This window comes from Oleiphilus sp. HI0067 (assembly GCF_001635735.1).
The window spans coordinates 1-724 of sequence record NZ_LWFI01000367.1 but is presented as its reverse complement, the minus strand read 5'-3'; the positions used below and the strand labels follow the sequence as shown (position 1 = coordinate 724).

Here is a 724-nt window from a genome sequence, read left to right as displayed (position 1 = left end):
CAGCAACACCTTAGTGACAGCTGCAATATTCCAAATTGATGAAGACAACCGCGTCACCGATACAGATCCTGCGAACTTCAAAGTCATCGACGCTTCGTACGAAGGCGCTGAGCTTTCTGTTCAGCATCAAATTGAAGACATCCATATCCAAAGCTCTTATACCTATTTGGATACTGAGCAAAAGCAGACAGGTGCTAGCAAACTAAAAGTACCGAGTGTCGCAGATGAGATGGCAAATACATGGATCTCGTATATTCCTAGCGGCGGCGTACTAAATGGCTTCCGAGCAGGTATTGGAGCTCGCTATATTGGTAACACAGTGAGTGATACCAACATATATGAAACAGCAGGATATACCCTATATGACGCTATGCTTGGGTACCGTTTTGCTGACGTGGATCTTCAATTGAATGTATCCAACCTAACTGATAAAGAGTATATTGTTGGTGTGTCGGACCAAGATCTTGGCGCGTCAAGCTATAAAGGCCCTGAACGCTATGCTAGCTTAACGGCTAAATATCTATTCTAAGGTAATAGCTATTCTCAATTAGAAAGCGCCAATCGGCGCTTTTTTCGTCTTGACCAAGTGAAAATCTAAGGCAGCCTCAAGGCTACCCTACTCCATTTCACGTCTTCTTTGTTGGGTAAAATGCTGTCTTGATTATCGATACGCAGTGCAATCTCAAAACCTAGAATTTGCGCTTCTTCGCAAAGCGTACTCACA

1 protein-coding gene is annotated in these 724 nt (G+C 43.6%); it reads left to right on the top strand.

The annotated features are described in order from the left end of the window. The coding region (locus A3739_RS04390; protein ID WP_156502346.1) for a TonB-dependent receptor domain-containing protein at positions 1-529 on the top strand (529 nt) is incomplete at its 5' end. Between the last annotated feature and the right edge of the window lie 195 nt (positions 530-724).